Annotated in this window: 15 protein-coding genes; 11 read left to right on the forward strand and 4 right to left on the reverse strand. The window is 62.9% G+C overall.

Annotated elements, in window-relative coordinates:
* Positions 1 to 57 precede the first annotated feature (57 nt).
* Positions 58 to 1,689: an ATP-dependent acyl-CoA ligase gene (locus IVB22_RS34610; RefSeq protein ID WP_247521645.1), complete on the forward strand. Its 1,632-nt coding sequence runs from the start codon at positions 58 to 60 to the stop codon at positions 1,687 to 1,689.
* 17 nt (positions 1,690 to 1,706) lie between these two features.
* Here IVB22_RS34610 and IVB22_RS34615 read toward each other — a convergent pair whose 3' ends face one another.
* Complete coding sequence (locus tag IVB22_RS34615) at positions 1,707 to 2,216, reverse strand: MarR family winged helix-turn-helix transcriptional regulator (RefSeq protein ID WP_247521646.1); 510 nt, start codon at positions 2,214 to 2,216, stop codon at positions 1,707 to 1,709.
* Positions 2,217 to 2,586: 370 nt separating this feature from the next.
* Here IVB22_RS34615 and IVB22_RS34620 point away from each other — a divergent pair, with 370 nt between their 5' ends.
* From IVB22_RS34620 to IVB22_RS34640, 5 genes are all read left to right on the forward strand, one after another.
* Positions 2,587 to 3,084, forward strand: coding sequence for a thioesterase family protein (locus tag IVB22_RS34620; protein WP_247521647.1), 498 nt, complete (start codon positions 2,587 to 2,589; stop codon positions 3,082 to 3,084).
* 76 nt (positions 3,085 to 3,160) lie between these two features.
* Positions 3,161 to 3,406, forward strand: coding sequence for a DUF3551 domain-containing protein (locus IVB22_RS34625; protein WP_374207789.1), 246 nt, complete (start codon positions 3,161 to 3,163; stop codon positions 3,404 to 3,406).
* Between the two features lie 100 nt (positions 3,407 to 3,506).
* Complete coding sequence (pgm, locus tag IVB22_RS34630) at positions 3,507 to 5,147, forward strand: phosphoglucomutase (alpha-D-glucose-1,6-bisphosphate-dependent) (RefSeq protein WP_247521649.1); 1,641 nt, start codon at positions 3,507 to 3,509, stop codon at positions 5,145 to 5,147.
* Positions 5,148 to 5,408: 261 nt separating this feature from the next.
* Positions 5,409 to 5,726: a hypothetical protein gene (locus IVB22_RS34635; protein WP_247521650.1), complete on the forward strand. Its 318-nt coding sequence runs from the start codon at positions 5,409 to 5,411 to the stop codon at positions 5,724 to 5,726.
* Between the two features lie 58 nt (positions 5,727 to 5,784).
* Complete coding sequence (locus IVB22_RS34640) at positions 5,785 to 6,231, forward strand: helix-turn-helix domain-containing protein (RefSeq protein ID WP_247521651.1); 447 nt, start codon at positions 5,785 to 5,787, stop codon at positions 6,229 to 6,231.
* Positions 6,232 to 6,288: 57 nt separating this feature from the next.
* On the opposite strand, the gene IVB22_RS34645 is transcribed toward IVB22_RS34640, so the two are convergent.
* A complete protein-coding gene (locus IVB22_RS34645) occupies positions 6,289 to 6,774 on the reverse strand; it encodes a hypothetical protein (protein WP_247521652.1) in 486 nt (161 codons plus the stop codon).
* A gap of 437 nt (positions 6,775 to 7,211) precedes the next feature.
* Between IVB22_RS34645 and IVB22_RS34650 the strand changes: the two genes are divergently transcribed.
* Positions 7,212 to 8,273, forward strand: a complete 1,062-nt coding sequence (locus IVB22_RS34650) for a YcaO-like family protein (RefSeq protein ID WP_247521653.1) — start codon at positions 7,212 to 7,214, stop codon at positions 8,271 to 8,273.
* A 38-nt stretch (positions 8,274 to 8,311) separates the two neighbouring features.
* The gene (locus tag IVB22_RS34655; RefSeq protein ID WP_247521654.1) at positions 8,312 to 10,420 is read left to right on the forward strand and encodes a BTAD domain-containing putative transcriptional regulator; all 2,109 of its coding nucleotides are present in this window, start codon (positions 8,312 to 8,314) and stop codon (positions 10,418 to 10,420) included.
* A gap of 18 nt (positions 10,421 to 10,438) precedes the next feature.
* On the opposite strand, the gene IVB22_RS34660 is transcribed toward IVB22_RS34655, so the two are convergent.
* Together IVB22_RS34660 and IVB22_RS34665 are read right to left on the reverse strand one after the other, a co-directional pair.
* Positions 10,439 to 10,852: a hypothetical protein gene (locus IVB22_RS34660; RefSeq protein ID WP_214491786.1), complete on the reverse strand. Its 414-nt coding sequence runs from the start codon at positions 10,850 to 10,852 to the stop codon at positions 10,439 to 10,441.
* A 41-nt stretch (positions 10,853 to 10,893) separates the two neighbouring features.
* Positions 10,894 to 12,453 (reverse strand): hypothetical protein, encoded by a 1,560-nt coding sequence (locus tag IVB22_RS34665; protein ID WP_247521655.1) that lies wholly within the window; start codon positions 12,451 to 12,453, stop codon positions 10,894 to 10,896.
* Positions 12,454 to 12,983: 530 nt separating this feature from the next.
* Between IVB22_RS34665 and IVB22_RS34670 the strand changes: the two genes are divergently transcribed.
* From IVB22_RS34670 to IVB22_RS34680, 3 genes are all read left to right on the forward strand, one after another.
* Positions 12,984 to 13,886: a dihydrodipicolinate synthase family protein gene (locus IVB22_RS34670; RefSeq protein WP_247521656.1), complete on the forward strand. Its 903-nt coding sequence runs from the start codon at positions 12,984 to 12,986 to the stop codon at positions 13,884 to 13,886.
* A 118-nt stretch (positions 13,887 to 14,004) separates the two neighbouring features.
* Complete coding sequence (locus IVB22_RS34675; RefSeq protein ID WP_247521657.1) at positions 14,005 to 15,105, forward strand: S1C family serine protease; 1,101 nt, start codon at positions 14,005 to 14,007, stop codon at positions 15,103 to 15,105.
* A gap of 151 nt (positions 15,106 to 15,256) precedes the next feature.
* Entirely contained in the window at positions 15,257 to 17,581 is a 2,325-nt protein-coding gene (locus IVB22_RS34680; RefSeq protein WP_247521658.1) for a xanthine dehydrogenase family protein molybdopterin-binding subunit, read from the forward strand.
* Positions 17,582 to 17,695: the final 114 nt, after the last annotated feature.

The following is a 17,695-nucleotide window of genomic DNA, read 5'->3' on the forward strand; positions in this document are numbered from 1 at the left end:
TTGCTGGCCAAGTACGATCTATCGCAGATCAGCCCGGCGAAACCCCAGGAGGCGCGTGTGCAGGCAGGTGATAGCAGCGCGGCCAGGCAGCCGATCTGGTCGCAGGCGGCTGAACGCTTCCCGCCGGCCGACCGGGTTCTCTCGACCATTCTGACGCGGCAGGCCGCGCAATATCGCGACCGCACGCTGTTCGTCTTCGGCGAAACACGATGGAGCTATGCCGAGACGGCCGCGATCGCCGCCGCATCGGCCGCCCGACTGATGCGGGCAGGAATTCAGGCCGGCGACCGGGTCGCGCTGATGTGCTCGAACCGGCCGGAATTCCTGGAAGTCTATCTCGGCTGCGCCTGGATGGGCGCCGTGACCGTGCCGATCAACACCGCGCTGCGCGGCATCCAGCTCAGCCACATCCTGCGCAACTCCACGCCGAAACTACTGGTGATCGAATCTGGCTTTATGCCGGCCATCGAAACGCTGGAACGCGATGTCGCGCTGCCGGATCTTATCTGGGCGATCGGCGATAGCGCGGCGTCTTCGGTCGTGCCGGGGTCGATCGCGCCGCTGCCTGCACTCGGCGAGGGGGCTCCGCCCGCGTCTGTGCGGCCGGGCGACACGGTCGCGATCCTCTATACGTCGGGTACCACCGGGCCTTCCAAGGGCGTCTGCTGCCCGCAGGCGCAGATGTTCTGGTGGGGCGTTTATTCGGCGCGTGCGCTTGGCATCCGCGAGGGCGATGTGCTGTTCACGACGCTGCCGCTGTTCCACACCAATGCGCTGAATGCGTTCTATCAGGCCCTCCTGAACGGCTGCACCTACGCGCTCGAGCCGAAATTCTCAGCCTCCGGTTTCTGGGCTGCGGCGCGACGGCATCAGGCGACAGTCGGCTATCTCCTCGGCGCGATGGCCGTGATGCTGCTGACGCAGCCGAAATCCGCCGACGACACCGCGCATTTCCTGCGGGTCGCGCTCGGCGGCGGCGTCTCTGGTCAATTTCACGGTCCGTTTCTCGAACGCTTCGGCGTGCCGCTGCTCGACGGCTACGGTTCGACCGAAACGAATTTCGTGTTCGCGGGCACGATCCCGTCCGACCGCCCCGGCACCATGGGCCATCTGGTCGAGGGCGTGGAGGCCTGCATCGTTGGTCCCGGCGACGCGCCTCTCCCGGACGGTGAGGCCGGCGAGTTGCTACTACGATCGCGCGAGCCGCTCGCATTCGCGACGGGTTATTTCGGAATGCCGGACAAGACGGCTGAAGCGTGGCGAAATCTCTGGTTTCACACCGGCGACAGGGTGGTGCGCGATGCAGATGGTCACTACCGCTTCGTCGACCGGATGAAGGATTCCATCCGCCGGCGCGGCGAGAATGTTTCGTCCTGGGAGGTGGAGCAGGTGCTGCTGAAGCATCCGGCAATCGCGGCTTGCGCCATCTATCCGTTGCCGTCCGAGCTCGGAGAGGACGAGGTTGCAGCGGCCGTCCAGCTCGAACCCGGCCATGCGCTGGAGCCGATCGATGCCGTCAGACACTGTGAGGGCAAGATGGCCTATTTCGCCGTGCCGCGGTTCGTCCGGATCGTCACCGAGATGCCGCTGACCGAGAACGGCAAGATACGAAAAGTCGCGCTGCGTCAGGCCGGGAGGACTCCGGACACCTGGGATCGCGATGCGGCGGGATACAAGCTGCGCCGCTAGCCTTGCGGCGCGCGAGATCAAGCGCGGGCCTGCTCCGTCGCGCGCTTCACGGCGTTCTTCAGGTCGTCGAGCTCCTTGACCAATCCGTCGAGCCGCCCTTTCGGGACTTCGGCAAGCAGCGAAGCCAGCCAAAGCCCATGCTTCTTCGCCATCCGCCTGAACGCCTTCCTGCCCTCGGCCGTCATGCAAACGATCTGCACGCGACGGTCGAGCGGCGACGGCGACCGCGTGATGAAGCCATCTTCGACCAGGCGATCCACGATCGGGGTCAGATTCCCGGCCGTGACCATCAGGCGCTTTGGCAGCTCACCCAACACCAGCCCAACGGGCTCGCGATCGAGCTGCGCCAGCACGTCAAAGCGCGGCATCGTGAAGTCGAACTCTTCCCGGAACTGACGGCGAAGCTCGGCGCCGATCAACGACGTGCAGGCAAGGAGGCGAAGCCATACCCTGACCTGGGCGCGGTTATCAGCGTCTTCCCCGGTCATGTTCTCTTCGTCGATCAGCGCGATCTCCTTGCCGGCCATCAACCCATGCCTCCCGAAATTCCCTTCTGCGGCCGAGCGGGTCGGCAGCAGAAAGTTCTGAAACGAACGTGTAAATTCTTTAGGACCAAATCAAGTTCCCGGCGGACGCGTGGTACGAACGATCTCGCTTCTGGATTCGGACGCCTGCCGCACTTCGACCGTAGCGGAGGATATCGTGGCTGGGCAAGCGTGGCGGGTCTGCCCATGCAGGAAACCACCCAAATTTGCTCGAAAATGTGGCTCTGCACTTCAACGCGGAATTGCCGATTGAGGGACGGGGCACGGCGTATGGAGACTTCAATGCTCGACTCTGCGCGCCGGCCCGGCTATAAAATAATACTTTATACCTAAACTAAAATGAACCCACCGCATGGCCCGTTTTGAATCCATGACACTCTCCGAGCTACCGAACGGCATCTGGCGCACGCGCCTGCCGGTGCGCTTCGGCTCCTGCGATCCGGCCGGAATCGTTTACACGCCGGAATATCTCAACCTGTTCAACGGCGTGATCGAGGACTGGTACGGCGATGCGCTGGGACTGCCCTATCACGAACTGGTCGGAACGCGACGGACCGGCCTTGGCTATGCGCACGTCTCGGCGGATTTCGCCAAGCCCAGCCGCATGGGCGACGTCCTCGACGTCGCGGTCATCGTGCGCGATATCGGACGCACCTCGGTGAAGCTCACGGTCCACGCGTTCAAGGATGGCACCGAGTGCGTACGCGCCACCTTCGTGACCGTGACGACCTCATTGGTGGATCACAAATCGATTGCGTTGCCCGACGACATGCGTCTCGCGTTGAAAAATTATCAGGCGAATTGCGACGCGTCGGTATCGGAGTTCGTCGTAACGGTGGGCGCATGCTAGGCTCTCTTCCGGGTTGGAAGCAATCAAGCTCCATTGGCTTGTCCAACTGCCCCGAAGGAGCCCCCCATTGCGTCTATTGGCTTGTACGATTCTGACCATCGCAGCGGTAGTTGCAGCCGTGTCCGCGCATGCCCAGACCTACGATCCGAACTACCCGGTCTGCCTGCAAACCTACGCCATTGGCGGCGGCAATATCGATTGCAGCTTCACTTCGCTGGCACAGTGCGCCGCGTCCGCATCGGGCCGTTCGGCGCAGTGCCTGAACAATCCGTATTTCGCGCAGGGCGGTAGGAAACTGCTTCGGCAACGCGGCGTTTACTAGAGGCGGCTGCATCGGCTTGCTTCGGAGGCGACATGCCCAATTTTGCCCATGCCATCGCTTCTACGTATAATCCAGCGAACCACCCATTCCGCGAGGTCATGTGACTGCCCCCAATCCCGCTGCCGGCAAACCGGTCGATTCCGCCTCCCTTGTCAACGTGCCGCAGTTGGTAACGGCCTATTTTGCGTCGAAACCGGATCCCTCCGATCCCACCCAGCGCGTTGCTTTCGGAACCTCGGGCCATCGCGGGACGTCGCTGAAAAACTCCTTCAACGAAAATCATATCCTGGCGACGACGCAGGCGATCTGCGATCACCGCCGCGAAACCGGGCTGACCGGCCCGCTGTTCGTCGGCATCGATACCCATGCGCTCGCCGAGCCGGCGCTGGTGAGCGCGGTGGAAGTGTTTGCCGCCAACGGCGTCGACATCATGATCGACGAGCGCGGCGGCTACACGCCGACGCCCGTCATCTCGCATGCGATCCTGAGCTACAATAAAGGCCGAACGAGCGGACTTGCCGATGGTGTCGTCATCTCGCCGTCGCATAATCCACCCGAGGATGGCGGTTACAAATACAACCCGCCGCATGGTGGCCCGGCCGACACGGATGTGACGGCCAAGGTCGAAAAGGCCGCCAACGCCTACATGGAAGCCGACATGAAGGGCGTTGCGCGGGTGCCGTATGAGCGCGCCCGCAAGGCGCCCTCGACGCATCTGCACGACTACATCCGTCCCTATGTCGCCGATCTCGGCAATGCCGTGGACATGGCGCTGATCAAATCATCGGGCGTGAAAATCGGGATCGATCCGCTGGGCGGCGCCGCCGTTCATTACTGGCAGCCGCTGATCGAGCATTACGGAATCGATGCGACAGTTGTGAACGACGCCGTCGACCCGACGTTCCGTTTCATGACGGCGGACTGGGATGGAAAAATCCGCATGGATTGTTCCTCGCCGTTCGCGATGGCGAGCCTGATTGCGATGCGCGACAGGTTCGACGTCGCCTTTGCCAACGACACCGACGCCGACCGGCACGGCATCGTGACGCGCACGGGTGGCCTGATGAATCCGAACCATTTTCTTGCGGCTGCGATCGCCTATCTGTTCGAGCATCGGCCGCAATGGGGCAGCGAGGCCGCGATCGGCAAGACCATCGTCTCCAGCTCGATCATCGACCGTGTCGCGGCTAAGCTGAACCGCAAGCTGGTCGAAACCCCGGTCGGTTTCAAATGGTTCGTCGAAGGCCTCGGCAGCGGTGCGTTCGGATTCGCCGGCGAGGAAAGCGCCGGCGCATCGTTTCTCAAGCGCGACGGCTCGGTCTGGACGACCGACAAAGATGGCATGGTGATGGGACTGCTCGCCGCCGAAATCCTCGGCCGAACCGGCCGCGACCCAAGCCAGTTGTTTGCCACTCTGACCGCCGAACTCGGCGTGCCCTACTACGAGCGAATCGACGTGCCGGCGACGCCGAAGCAGAAGAGCGCGCTGAAGGCGCTCGGGCCGGAGCAGCTCGATATGCGCCAGCTTGCCGGTGAACCGGTCAGCGCGATTCGGACCCGGGCGCCGGGCAACGATCAATCCTTCGGCGGCATCAAGGTCGAAACCGAGGCGGGATGGTTTGCCGCGCGGCCATCGGGCACTGAAGACGTCTACAAGATCTACGCCGAGAGTTTCCGAGACCGGGGCCATCTGAAGACAATTCAGCAGGATGCCCAGCGCGCCATCGCCAAGGCCTTCTGATTTCGCGGTGATGCGGTTCGGGCAACGGGAAATCCCCGGCCGCTCGCGTTGGGAAGAATGTTGCGCCAGGCTGCGCCTGATTGCACCGGTTCGCCACAATCCTGACCCGACGGGAACTGCGGAATTGAATTTCGGGCGCCGCCGCACTTGCGATCACGCTGAAATCACGAAGGCGGACGCAGTGTTAAACTCGGGAGCTAGCTGCCAGAAAGCCGCCCGGATGGGGGGCCTGTAAGCTATAACGAGGTACCGGGGGATGAAATGAGTGCGGAATCGGTCGTCTACTATCTGAATCGCGTGCCTGAGAGCGATCCGAATGACCAAACCGAATGGCTTTTGACGGCATTGGGGCAATATACCGGCGCGGAACTGCGCGAACTGCTCTATGTAGCGGAAGAGCCGGGATTCTTTGAATTGATGCGCGGGCTGTTTGCGCTTTCGGACGAGAATCGTGCCGTCCTGCAGCACTTTCTCGAAACCGGTCATCCGCCGGCCATGAAGGCGGCGATCGACCCGAAGGGCCGGTTGACGATCGAGCACGAGCAGCGCGTAAAAGTGCTTCCTGTGATCGCAAATTAGCGCCCACAGTTCCTGAGGTTGTGCTAGGGTTCCAGCTTGAACAGTTGGGAGCCTGCCCATGGCGACGAGGAAGTCTGGCCCGCTCGATGTGATGGTGGGCGCCAGGATTCGTATGTTGCGGGTCAATCGCGGCATGAGCCAAACCATGCTCGCGGAACGGATCGGCGTTACCTTTCAACAGGTCCAGAAATACGAGCGGGGCGCCAACCGGGTTGGCGCCAGCCGGTTGTCGCAAATAGCTTCCGTGCTGGGTGTTTCGGTCGGCGAGCTGTTCGAATCTCCGGGGGCCGGATCTCCCGGCTTGAGTTCGCCGGTTCGCTTGCTTGCCGAGCCGGGGGCCTTGCGCGTTCTCAAGGCCTATGCGCGAACGACCAGTCCGCATGTTCGGCTTTGCATCGCGAAGCTGGTTGAAAGCGTCGCCAGTCGAACTCCCGGAGCGAAGGCCACGGTCGCAATGTTCAATACTGCCGATCGTGAGCGGCGGAAGTTTCCCTCGCGAAGATAGTCTTCCGCAGGAAGACGAGCGGCAATCTCGTGCCGCCCCTCAATCCGGTTGGAGGCGTCAGCCGGTCGCGCGAATCGCAAGCCGCTCCGGCGGCCTGCTGCCGGGAATGAACTCGCCGATCCAGTCACGGCGCGTCGCTTCGATATGCCAGGACATTGCCTCGGCCGAATAGGGTGCCGGATCGGGAATGTCCTTGCGGACCTCCTTGCCGTCGAGCCAGCCGCAGCTGTGCGAGTAGCGCGCCTTGCAGACGAGATGGATATCGCCGTGGTCCTGCAGCAGCACGTAACCGTCGGCCGGAAAAAACGTGCCGGCAAGCTCGATCGCACCAGGCAACTGGCGGACCAACAGGAACGTGCTGGTGGATTGCGATTCCGACTCGGAAACCAGCACGCCGACCAGACTGTGGATCGGCGCGATTACCTGCGGTGCAACCAGTGCGAGAGGCTCCGTGATCGGGCCGGCCGTCGCAATCGAGAGATATTCGCCCTCCGGTCCCCAACGGCAGGCGATCAGCCATTCGCGGCTGCGGCTACGAATCAAGGTAGGCTTGGCATAATCTGAGCGGGCAATATCTGCTGCCATGGCTATGACTAAGGCTTTCGCGAGCATAAGTTCCTCCGGGGCGAGGGCGGGCTGGCCTCTCGTCCGGAGAATGCGCGTCAAGTCGTGAGGTCACCGTGAGCGGTACCGAAAATTCGATGCAGGAATTGTTTGCACGCGCGGCATCGTTGCTTATTGGCAACGAAGTGGACGCCGCGGGCGATCACGATGCCAGACACATCCTGCAGGCGCTGGAATATGCCTCGGAATCCGGCAACCCGATTGATCCTGAGACCGCGAATCGCGCGCATCTGCTCATCGCGGCTTCCCGATTTGCGCGGGTGTTCGAACTGGCCTCACCCGATGCGCCCGGCCTGTTCAGCTTTGGCGCGCAATTCGATCCAGCGCTTGCCGATTCCTTGCATGACGGAAGCCCGGTGGTCGGTGTTTCCGGCGTCGGTCTGACGTTGCGGGATGCATTTCAGGGCTGCATCGGTGAGGGAATCGAGTATCTGTCTCAATTGCAGGCCGGGAGCGACCTGTTGCTCAAACGGGGCGTCGACGACTGGGCCGGAAAACTCGGTCCGAAGGCGCTGGAGCTGGTGGCTGCCGTTTCAGAACGCCGCATGCAACCAGAGCGAGCGCTTTCCTGGTGCCGCGCAACGCGGCTGACCGACGGCGGCGAAGCGTGGCTTCCGGCCGACATCTGCCTGCGCCGTCCGCCGGCGCAGCGCGACTTCGCGCCGCCATTCCCCTTGAGCATCGGATCGGCCGCCGGTCCGTCACGGGATGCCGCAGCACTGCACGGCCTGCTGGAATTGATCGAGCGCGATGCGGCCAGCCTGTGGTGGCGGGGCGGTCAACTGGCCCGATCGATTCCGCCGCAGCATGAAGCCGGCATCGTGGCGGAAGGTTTGTTGCGACAGCTCCGGAATGGCGCATCGGTGCAGCGCCGGACATGGCTGCTCGATATCACGACGGATATCGGCGTGCCCTGCGTCGCGGCCGTCTCGTGCCGGGCGGACGGTTTCGGGTTCGCTTTCGGCCTCGCCGCGCGGCCGGTGCTTGAGGCCGCGGCCCGCTCGGCTACGCTTGAAATGTGTCAGTTCGAACTGGCCGACGCCGTCGTTATAGCCAAACGTAGCGAGCGGGGCGATGACGCGCTCAACGCCCAGGATCGCACCCACCTGCAGCGCGCGGCGATCGATGCCGATCAGTGCAGACTGTTGCAGCCGGTTGCGGAGTACGCGGCCCATCTGCCGCTTCGCGCAACTGAAGCGAGCGTCATATTTGAACTGATCGTACAGCGGTTGGAGAAACTGGGAATCGAGACATTCTGCCTCGATCTGACGCGGCAGCGCTTCGCCGTTCCCGTGGTCCGCGTGATTGCCCCGGGCCTGCAACTCGAGCCTTCCGAAATCGTCACGGCCAGGCTGCAAGATACGATTGCGCGAACCGGGGGCGGCGCAACCTATACCGGAGGTGTTTCTTTGATATAGACTGGCTGGAATTAACCAACCGGTTCCGGAAACCCTGCATGCCGGCCAGCACGAACGCCATGACAGCGGACAAGGCCACGGCGGCGCCCGAAAGCGCTCCGCGCCTTTCGGTGTCGCTGGTCGGACGGCTCGGCGTGCGGTTCAACGGCCGGGCAATCGAACTGCGAACCCGCAAGGCCGGCGCGGTCCTTAGTTACCTTGCGCTGTTGGAGGCGAAGCAGGAGAGCCGCGAGCGGCTGGTCGGCCTGTTCTGGAGTCGTTCGGACGAGGAAAAGGCACGTGCCTCGCTGCGCCAGGTCGTTCGCGAACTGCGGTCGATGCTGGAGGAGGCCGGATATGACGGCTTCGTCGCGGAGCGGCTGATGATCGGCATCGAGGTCGGACGAATCGAAGTCGACATCGAAAGCGTGATCCAACTCGCCGAAGGCGGACGCGTTCACCCGCTGCTGCTCGATACGCCACAGCTCGACGGGCGGCTGCTCGAAGGAATGGACGATCTCGACCCGTCGTTCCGGGTCTGGGTGCTGGCCAAGCGGCAGACCATCCATGAACGGCTGATGCGAAATCTTGAAGAAGGTCTGACCTCCGCAAGCGTTCCCGCCGATTCCAGAAAAAGAATAGCGGCCGCGATCGTCAATCTCGATCCGACCCATGAATATGCCTGCCGCTATCTGATGCGGGCGCATGCGGAAGATGGCGACACGGCCGGTGCGTTGCGCATCTACAAGGCGCTGTGGGATCTCCTGGATCGCGACTATGCCATGGAGCCGTCATCGGCCACCGAAGAGCTCGTCGCGAACATCAAGCTTGGCATTCTGGAGCGCATGCCGGTCGATCGGGCCGCCTCGGCAGCTAACGACGAATTCGCGGTCAGGATGGTCAGGGGGATTGCTCTCCAGCCGGCGGTCGCGGGTTCGCCCTCGGTCAATGCACCGGCCAGGACGCGCCTGGTGCTGCTGCCCTTTGCGATGCATGGCGTCGACGACGACCACAGCCATCTGGTGCAGGGGTTCTCCCAACATCTCGCCGCCTGTCTCGTCCGCTTCCGTGAATGGAGCGTGGTCGATCGTCCTCCCGCGGCCGTCGTGCTTCCCGACTCGGGCACGGCGTCGCAATACTGCATCGAAACCACCGCGTACCAGGCGGGTGCCGAAATCAATATCGTGATGGTGCTGCGGGACGATACCTCCGGCATTTACGTCTGGAGCGAAAGCTTCCGGCTCGGCCTCGGCAACTGGTTCGAAACGCAGCAGCGCATCATCCGCCGGATCGCGACTTCCTTGAACGTGCAGTTGTCGATCGAGCGGCTGATGCGGCTGGCAGGCGAGCCCGACGTTTCGCTCGATCTTCACGACCGCTGGCTGCGCGGCCAGAATCTCATCGCGAAGTTCGACAAGGAAAGCTGGCAGCGGGCGGTCGTGATCTTTCGCGACTCGATCCGGGAAAATCCTGCTTTCTCGCCGTTCTACAGCAGTCTTGTGCAGATGAACAACATCGAGCATCTCGTGCATCCCGGGGTCCTTCGCAATCTCGACAAGGCAAAGGCGACCCTTGAACTGGCGAAAATCGCCGTTGAACTCGATCCGGTCGATTCCAGGGCGCATCTCTGTTGCGGCTGGTCCTATACGTTTGCGTTGCGCGAGGCCGAGGCGGCGCCGCACATGGACCTCGCTTGCGAGCTGAACGACAACGATCCGTGGACGCTGCTGTCCAGCGCTCACTATTGCGCTTTCTGCGGCTCGATCGAACAAGCTCAGCTACGCGCCAGCCAATCGCTTGCCCTTTCGCTGGCGCCCTCACGCCTCGAATGGGGCTATCACTGCATCATTCGCTGCCTGTGCGGCGACTATGCGGGCGCCATAGAGGCTTGCGACCGCGCCTCCAATGTCATTCAGACGCTGCCCGCATGGCGTGCGGCCGCGCTGTTCGAACTGGGGCAGCCCGAGTTGGCGCGCGAGGAAGCGCAGCGATTTCTGAACGGCATTCGCTCGTTTTGGGTTGGGTCAGATGCGCCGACCGACGTGGCCATCACACGCTGGCTCCTGCAGGCGCACCCCATCAACATCAGGGCGCGGTGGGAAACCCTGCGCCGCAGCTTGCGCGGCGCAGGGTTTCCGGTCGAAGGCATTGCGCCATTGTACTGGTGACAACACCGCTCGTGGATTTCAGGCGCAGGCGCTGATGGTGTAGTCGCCGATACGTTCGGCATGCACCCTGAACTTCTCGCTCTCCGGGATCACGGGATCCATACCGTTGAACAGGCGCTTGTAGAACGGCGGAAGCGGATAGGTAGCTCCGGGCTGGTTGAGCAGCGCCTCGGAATCCTCGATCATCACCTTCGGCGGCAACTTTACCGTGATCGTGTCCTGTTCCTGCTTCACGAACGTGATGTGCTTGAAGCGATCCGGCACGGTGGCGAATACCTGTGCCTTGGCGAGCTGCTCCTTGAACTCGTCCATCGTCTCCGGCAGCGGATAGACGTTGTCGTCGTCGAGGTAGTTCGTGCCGGTCGCCCAGGTCTTCACCAGCTTGCCCCAACGCTCATGGTTGGTCACCTGTAGCCTTTCAATCCTCTGCATCGTCATACTCCTCGGGTTGCGTGAGACGGAACAATTCCGTTTCACAAAAATGCAGGCACGGCCTGCTGTAGTTCGGCAATTTCGGTGGTCAACTTCACCAGCTGCGCCATGCTTGAGATGTCGGGAATTTCCTCGAAAAAATTCGCCGGATAGTATTCGCGAGACAAATCGGCAAGCTGACCTGCGAGCGCGTCGCCGCTGGATGAGCGCGGATCGCCCGCGAGCGCGCCGAAAATCACTTCCGATACGATGATCGAGCCGAGCGGTCCAAGGCGCTGGCCCTCTGCCTGCGGTTGCTGCATCGCTTCGAACAGGATGAAGAAGGGCAGCGGCGGATCGTTCGAAAGGGTTTCGATGTCTTCGGCCGTCAGCGCGCCATACGCCGGTGCGGCGACCAGCCATTCGCGGAGCTGGCTGACGCGGTAGGTGCGGTCGGCAAGCAAGCGCGACATGGCGATGAAGTGCGGTTTCCGGGTCGCGATCTCGGCAATCAGCGCGTCCACCGACCACATGCCGGCGATCCCGGCGCCGAGCAGGTCACGGTAGAGCAGGCCAACTCGCTCGGTCTCGTCGAACGCCGGAAAGAGTTGATCGTTGCCCAACCCGTCGCTGAGATACGGTCCGATGCGCCGGCTGAAGTTCGGCCTGGTTTCATTGATCTCGAAGAAGCGCGACCACTGCACCATCCAGGTTTCATCGAGCGGCATGTTGACCGGATCGTTTGCGGAAGTCTTTTCAAGCGTGCTGTAGAGGTCCTGAATCGACAGATCATTGATGCAGTATTCGTGTCGCACCATGGCGTGACCGAAGCGAAACGCGCCGTGCGAGAACTCGAACGGAATTTCCCAGTCGCCGATCGCAAGACCCTGGCTGGATTCATCAGGCCGATCGATGAACTGCGGAGCCGGCCCGCTATAGGCCGCATAGATCGCCGGGTGATTGATCCGCCGCATCAGATCGTTGCGGAGAATGTTGTGATAGATCAGCGTGACTGCCTCGCGGGCGCACAAGAAGCGCTTATAGGCGGCACCGAACTGGCCGTTCGGCCCGCTATTGCGTTCCTGCCGGCGTATGAGATCGATCAGGGCGTTGTGCAGCAGCGCGAACAGCGCGGTCAGTTGCGACATCACGGCGTGATCGTCATTGCGCGGATCGGCGACCAAGGCTTCGGTGAGGGCAACCCGGACGCCTGCAATGCTGCGGTCGATCCCCGTCACATTCTCGGCCCGGGTCCGTGCGATGTCGCGAAACGGGCAGCCGGTCACGGGTTCGTTCTCTTTCCAGCGCATTCGCCCGAGCCGCAGCTTGGTGCGCCGGTCGTCACTCGGCGCGTCGAGCGCGTAGATATGCGGCGATCCGACAGGACCGCTTCCGAACAGGGTTTCCAGCCGAAGCGGCGCACGGCGTGCATTGGCGGTGCCGGCGCCCAGGCTCCCCGAAACTGAAAGCGGGATCGCCGAATGAACCAGATCGTGCGCCACAAATTGCAGCAGATAGGTGTAACCTGAGGGGATCAGGGGGTTTTCCCAGTGCTCCGCCGATCCACTGCGGTGGGGCGGCCAGTGTATTTCGGCATCCATCCGGCGCGACAGGCGATGCATCAGTGCCCGGAGTTCCGGCAGATGTTCAGGTGAAGTGAGCGGGTCGATCCCGAATGCGCGGAAGCGCTGCGATGGGTTTGGAGTCCCAAGGAAGTGACGAAAACCGGGAGCTGCTGTTGTTCGAGCAGAGTCGCGCGTATTGAACTCGGAAGTTCGGAAAGAGGATGCATCAGCGACTGTTTGCAGAGCCATAAAAAATACTCTCGCGCTTGGTCGGGGGAGGGAGACTGCGAAGAAAGTCGTGAAATTATCGTGAGTTAAATCGTTAGAACCTGTGCACATCTGTGGACATCTTTGGGCCAATGTGCGGCACCCGGATGTTGCGAAACGCGGCATTTCCCGGCTGTTTCCCGGCAAGCGATGCAGCTATGGTCCGGCACCTCGTTGTGCCGGCTGACATAGGAGCTTGGCGTGAAGCTTACCGAGACGGCATCCTTGGCGCGACGTGTCGGCGCAATGCTCGCGCTGATGTTTGCATTCCGGATAGCCATGGTAAATCCAGACTTTCCCGCCTGAGGCATTTTCCTTCCATGGCTGATTTCCACGGCGTCTTTCCCTATCTGGTGTCTCCGGTCGATGCTTCGGGCGAAATTCGCACCGAGGTGCTGGGCCGGTTGTGCGACGATCTCATCAAGGCGGGCGTGCACGGGTTGACGCCGCTCGGTTCGACCGGCGAGTTCGCTTATCTCGACCAGGCGCAGCGCGCGACCGTCGTGCGGGCCACGATCGAAGCCGCAAAGGGGCGCGTGCCCGTGATCGCCGGCGTCGCGTCGACGTCGACAGCGGACGCGGTGGCGCAGGCAAGGGCGCATCAAAAACTCGGCGCCGACGGCATTCTCGCGATCATGGAGGCGTATTTCCGGGTCGCCGACGCACAGGTCGAATCCTACTTCCGCGCCATTGCCGACGCGGTCGATATTCCCGTCGTGATCTACACCAACCCGCAATTCCAGCGTTCAGATCTGACGCTCGATGTGATCGCGCGGCTCGCGACCCACCCGCGCATCAACTACATCAAGGATGCCTCGACCAATACCGGCCGGCTGCTGTCGATCATGAACCGCTGCGGCGACAGCATCAAAGTGTTCTCGGCATCCGCGCATATCCCGGCGGCGGTGATGCTGATCGGCGGATTGGGGTGGATGGCGGGCCCTGCCTGCATCATCCCGCGGCAGAGCGTCGAACTCTACAATCTCTGCAAGGCGGCGCGCTGGGATGAGGCGATGGCGCTGCAACGCAAGCTGTGGCGCATCAATGAAGCCTTTGCGCGATTCAACCTGGCCGCCTGCATCAAGGCAGGCCTCGACATTCAGGGCTACGCGGTCGGCGATCCCGTTCCGCCGCAGGCGGCGCTGACGGGCGAGCAGCGCAAGGTGGTCGAAGCGGCGCTGCGCGATCTCGCGCAGGCGGTAGCCCCTTCAGATCCCGCATGAGAGCAGGAAACCTCCCGCGGGCTGGAACGTTGCTTAGGCGATTCCAGACGGCTGAAGGGCCTGTTTGCTTGCGTCATCCACCTTGGCACGCGAGCGGCCTTTGCCAAGGGAGTAATCCATGAACCGTCGCTTCGTGCTTTTCGCAGCCATTGTCGCAGGCGTCTTGGTGGCGCTGACCGTCTCCAATATCCGCTACAGCCCGTGGACCAACACGGTCGCGCGGACCGTCGACCAGCGCGGGCCGCTGTCCGAGGCCGAGCGCGCCAATATCGAACTCTTCGAGCGGGTGTCGCCGTCGGTGGTGCAGGTGGCGGCACGATCTGCCGCCAGCAATCCTCTGGCCGAAGACGAAGGCGGAGATGGCGCGGCTGGGGCGGCTTCCGGCACCGGCTTCGTCTGGGACAATGCCGGCCACGTGGTGACCAACAATCATGTCGTACAGGACGGCAGCGAGGTCGCGGTTCGCTTCGCCTCGGGCGAGGTGGCGCAGGCTGAACTCATCGGCGTTGCGCCCAACTATGACCTTGCGGTGTTGCGGATCAAGAATGCGCGTCAGTTGCCCCCGCCGGTGGCGCTCGGCAGTTCGACCGAACTCAAGGTCGGTCAATCGGCGTTTGCGATCGGCAACCCGTTCGGGCTCGACCAATCGCTCACCAGCGGAATCATCAGCGCGCTCAAGCGCCGGCTGCCGACCAGCAGCGGCCGCGAGATCTCGAACGTGATCCAGACCGACACCGCGATCAATCCCGGCAATTCGGGTGGGCCGCTGTTGGATTCGGCGGGGCGGCTGATCGGCGTCAATACGGCCATCATCTCGCCTTCGGGCTCCAGCGCCGGCATTGGTTTTGCGATCCCCGCCGACATCGTCAATCGCGTGGTCCCCGAATTGATCAAGAGCGGCCGCGTGCCGACGCCCGGCATCGGCATTGTCGCCGCCAGCGAGGCCGTTTCGACCAGGTTAGGCATCGAAGGGGTGATCATCGTTCGCACCGCGCCCGGAAGCCCAGCCGAGCGCGCCGGCATCCGCGGCGTCGATCTCGGCTCGGGTGCGCTCGGCGACGTCATTGTCCAGGCCGACGGCAAGCCGGTGCACCGGCTTTCCGACCTGACCGACCAGATCGAGCAGATCGGCGCCGGCAAGAGCATCCGTATCAGCCTGAAACGCGGCTCGCAGACGCGCGAGATCAATATTGACATCGTGGACATCGGCCGCAGCTGATACCCCCAATTGATGACAGGATCATACCCGCTCGCGGCGGTTAGCGCCGCGGGCCTTGGCGCATTTATTGCAGCGAATTGAATGAGTTGTGTCGGGCGGAAAAACCGCTAAAACCCCGCCCAATCCGACAAGAAGCTCGAAGGACAAATTGATGAATATTCTTCCCGGCAATATGCGTTTTGGTGCGGGCCAGCCGGTCAAGCGTTTGGAAGACCAGAGACTGCTCACCGGGAAGGGACAGTTCATCGACGACAAGCCGGAGGAGGGCGCACTGTGGCTTTACGTGCTGCGCACGCCTCATGCCCACGCCAGGATCAAGTCGATCGACACCAAGGCCGCGCTTGATATGGCCGGGGTGGAGGCCGTCTATACCGGTGCCGATCTGGTGACGGACGATATCGGCACCCTGCCCACTCTCGCGATCTTCAAGCGGCCGGACGGCAAGCCGATGACGGTGCCGCCGCGGCGGCTGCTGGCCCATGAAATCGTGCGCTATGCCGGCGAGGCGGTGGCGGCCGTGGTAGCGACGTCGCGGGTGCTGGCGCAGACGGCGGCCGAGGCGATCGAAATCGACTACGAGGTGTTGCCCTCGGTGGTCGATCCCGTCGAGGCGGTGAAATCAGGCGCACCCGCGGTTTGGCCCGAGGCGTCCGACAACATCGTGGCCGCCATGAGCTATGGCGACGCCGCCAAGGTTGAAGAAGCGTTTGCAAACGCGGCGCATAAAGTCTCGCTCGATCTGGTCAGCCAGCGGCTGGTGCCCTCGGCGATGGAGCCACGTTCGACGATTGCCGAGATCGAGAAGAAGACCGGGCGATTGATCCTGCACGTGCAGTCGCAAACCCCCGGCTCGACCCGTGACCTGCTCGCGGAATCCATTCTGAAGCGGCCGAAGGACAGTGTGCGCGTGCTGGTCGGCGATATTGGCGGCGGCTTTGGCCAGAAGACGAGCCTCTATCCCGAAGACGGCATCGTCGCTTACGCCGCGACCAAGCTGAACAGGAAGATCCGCTGGCGTGGCGACCGTACCGACGAGTTCGTCGGCGGCACGCATGGCCGCGATCTCACTTCGACCGGCGAATTCGCGCTCGACGCCAAAGGCCGCGTGCTCGCCTATCGGGTGCGCTCGATCGGCGGCACCGGAGCGTACTCGTCGGGGACCGCGAACATCATTCCGCTGGTGCTCGGTCCGTTCGTGCAGACCGGCGTCTACGATCTGCCGCTGGTGCATTTCGAAGTGAAATCGGTGATGACCAACACCGCGCCGGTCGGCGCCTATCGCGGTGCAGGGCGCCCCGAGGCCGTGTTCATCGTCGAGCGGTTGATGGATGCCGCCGCGCGGCAGATCGGCATGGACCCGCGCACCATCCGCAAGGTGAACTACATCAAGTCCGCGCAACTGCCTTATACCAATGCCGTCGGCCAGGTGTACGATTCCGGCGCCTTCGCGCACATGCTGTCGCGCGCCTCGGAGCTTTCGGACTGGGACGGCTTTGCCGCGCGCAAGAGAGCGGCGAAGAAGAAGGGCCTGCTCTACGGCCGCGGCCTCACCAGCTACATCGAATGGACCGGCGGGCGCGCGCATACCGAAAAGGTCAGCCTGCATGCCACTGCAGAGGGCCGCATCATCCTGCATTCCGGCACCATGGCAATGGGGCAGGGCCTGCAGACCACCTACACGCAAATGGTATCTGATACGCTCGGCATTGCCATGGACAAGATCGACGTGGTGCAGGGCGACACGGATCTGGCCACCGGCTTCGGCAGCGTCGGCTCGCGCTCGCTATTCGTCGGCGGCACGGCGGTCGCGGTCTCGAGCAACGACATGATCAACAAAGCGCGCGAGAAGGCCTCGAACGTGCTGGAGACTTCCGTCGAGGATATCGAATATCGCGATGGCTGGCTCAGTGTGGTCGGCACCGACAAGCGCATCAGCCTGTTCGAGATCGCCAAGAAGGAAGACGGCGCGCGGCTCTCGGTCGACAGTGAAGGCGAAGTGGACGGTCCGAGCTGGCCGAACGGCACGCATATCTGCGAGGTCGAGATCGATCCGGAAACCGGCATCACGCGGGTGGTGCGCTACACCACGGTCGACGACGTCGGCATCGCGGTCAATCCGATGCTGGTGACCGGCCAGGTGCATGGCGGCGTCGCTCAAGGCATCGGCCAGGCGCTCTATGAGGGCGTCGCCTACAGCGAAGAAGGGCAGTTGCTGACCGCGAGCTACCAGGATTACTGCGTGCCGCGCGCCGACGACATTCCGCCGATCGCCGTAACGCTGGACGATTCCGCGCCGTGCCGCACCAATCCGCTGGGAGCCAAGGGCTGCGGCGAATCCGGCGCCATCGGCGGCCCGCCCTGCGTCACCAATGGCGTGATGGATGCGCTCAGCGAGCTCGGCATCAAGCAGCTCAACACCCCGCTGACGCCGGCCAAGGTCTGGCAGGCGATCAGGGACGCGAGAGCGGCGGGGTAAGATTGCACGACGTCTCTTACCCTCCCCTGGAGGGGGAGGGTCGACGCGAAGCGGCGGGGTGGGGTGACGGTCTCTCCTCACGAACGGTGTCCGAGTTGAGAGATCACCCTGCCA

It is taken from the genome of Bradyrhizobium sp. 190, from assembly GCF_023073415.1.
Taxonomy (GTDB): Bacteria; Pseudomonadota; Alphaproteobacteria; order Rhizobiales; family Xanthobacteraceae; genus Bradyrhizobium.

Bases quoted from the DNA above. Each gene is read 5' to 3' on its own strand.
- IVB22_RS34615 (WP_247521646.1), bottom strand. From the start codon at position 2,216: ATGGCCGGCAAGGAGATCGCGCTGATCGACGAAGAGAACATGACCGGG.
- IVB22_RS34620 (WP_247521647.1), top strand. From the start codon at position 2,587: ATGGCCCGTTTTGAATCCATGACACTCTCCGAGCTACCGAACGGCATC.
- IVB22_RS34635 (WP_247521650.1), top strand. From the start codon at position 5,409: ATGAGTGCGGAATCGGTCGTCTACTATCTGAATCGCGTGCCTGAGAGC.
- IVB22_RS34640 (WP_247521651.1), top strand. From the start codon at position 5,785: ATGGCGACGAGGAAGTCTGGCCCGCTCGATGTGATGGTGGGCGCCAGG.
- IVB22_RS34655 (WP_247521654.1), top strand. From the start codon at position 8,312: ATGCCGGCCAGCACGAACGCCATGACAGCGGACAAGGCCACGGCGGCG.
- IVB22_RS34660 (WP_214491786.1), bottom strand. From the start codon at position 10,852: ATGCAGAGGATTGAAAGGCTACAGGTGACCAACCATGAGCGTTGGGGC.
- IVB22_RS34665 (WP_247521655.1), bottom strand. From the start codon at position 12,453: ATGCATCGCCTGTCGCGCCGGATGGATGCCGAAATACACTGGCCGCCC.
- IVB22_RS34670 (WP_247521656.1), top strand. From the start codon at position 12,984: ATGGCTGATTTCCACGGCGTCTTTCCCTATCTGGTGTCTCCGGTCGAT.
- IVB22_RS34675 (WP_247521657.1), top strand. From the start codon at position 14,005: ATGAACCGTCGCTTCGTGCTTTTCGCAGCCATTGTCGCAGGCGTCTTG.
- IVB22_RS34680 (WP_247521658.1), top strand. From the start codon at position 15,257: ATGAATATTCTTCCCGGCAATATGCGTTTTGGTGCGGGCCAGCCGGTC.